The sequence below is a fragment of the Streptomyces sp. NPDC104096 genome, assembly GCF_055584385.1.
Genome location: NZ_JBVJMD010000178.1, coordinates 1 through 1,015, shown reverse-complemented (window position 1 = coordinate 1,015; position 1,015 = coordinate 1). Strand labels below are relative to the sequence as shown.

Genomic DNA, 1,015 nt, shown 5'->3' with positions numbered 1-1,015 from the left:
CCGGTGCTTTGCCGCCGGAGGACACCGCGACCATGATCGGCGAACGGTCGATAATCGACGGCATGATAAAGCTGGCGCGTTTCGGATCGTCCACCACGTTGCAGAACACCCGCTGCTGGTTGGCGCACTGATACACCCGTGCGTTGACCTCTAGCCGGTCGGTAGCGGCGATCACCAGCCATTTTTCCACCAGCAGGGCCGGGCTGAATTCGCCTTCGGCCAGCGTCAACCGGCCTTCTGCCGCCCACAGGCGGAACTGCGGGGTGAAGTCTACGGCGTTGACGGTCAGCGCCGCACCGGCGTCCAGCAGCAGGCGCGCCTTGCGTTCGGCGATCTCGCCGCCGCCGACCAGCAGGCAGGCTTTGTGTTGCAGTTGGCAGAAAATCGGCAGGTAGTCCATCGGCACTCCTCGGGGTAATCAATGTGGGGGCGAAATGCGCCCCCGAAAACTTAGGCGGTCTGACGTACGGCGGCTTTCGCCGCCTGCGGGCGTTCGGCGCGCGGCGTGGCGTACCAATACCCCAGACCCATTAGCACCGAGCCGGACAGGATGTTGCCCAGCGTCACCCACAGCAGGTTGTGGCCGATGCCGGTGAGGGTGTAGGCCTCGCTGTGGTTGCCGAACCAGGAGAGGGCAAACAGCGTCATGTTGGCGACGGAGTGTTCGTAACCCGAGGCGATAAAGGCCAGCAGACACCACCAAATGGCGATGAACTTGGCGGCGCCTTCTACGCGGATCGCCATCCAGATCGCCAGGCAAACCAGCCAGTTGCACAGCACGCCCTTGAAGAACAGCACCTCGGCCGGCGCGGTGGTTTTTGCCAATGCGGCGCTGTGCACCAGACTGGTATCCACCGGCAGCAGGCTACCGCCGCCGTAGTAATACATCAGCGCCACCAGCACCGAGCCGAGCAGGTTGCCGAACCAGGTTTGCGGCAGCACTGCCCACATCTGGCTTTGGCGGATGGTGCCGGCCTTGACGCCGAGCGTCAGGAACATCGTATGGCCGGTGAAC

At 63.7% G+C, this 1,015-nt stretch carries 2 protein-coding genes; both read right to left on the bottom strand.

Going from position 1 to position 1,015, the window contains the following annotated elements:
- Positions 1-400, bottom strand: a 400-nt coding sequence (locus ACZ60B_RS43105) for an NAD(P)-dependent oxidoreductase (RefSeq protein ID WP_469397630.1), incomplete at its 3' end; no start/stop codon positions are given.
- A 50-nt stretch (positions 401-450) separates the two neighbouring features.
- A partial coding sequence (gene nirC, locus ACZ60B_RS43100) for a nitrite transporter NirC (RefSeq protein WP_469397628.1) occupies positions 451-1,015 on the bottom strand: 565 nt, incomplete at its 5' end.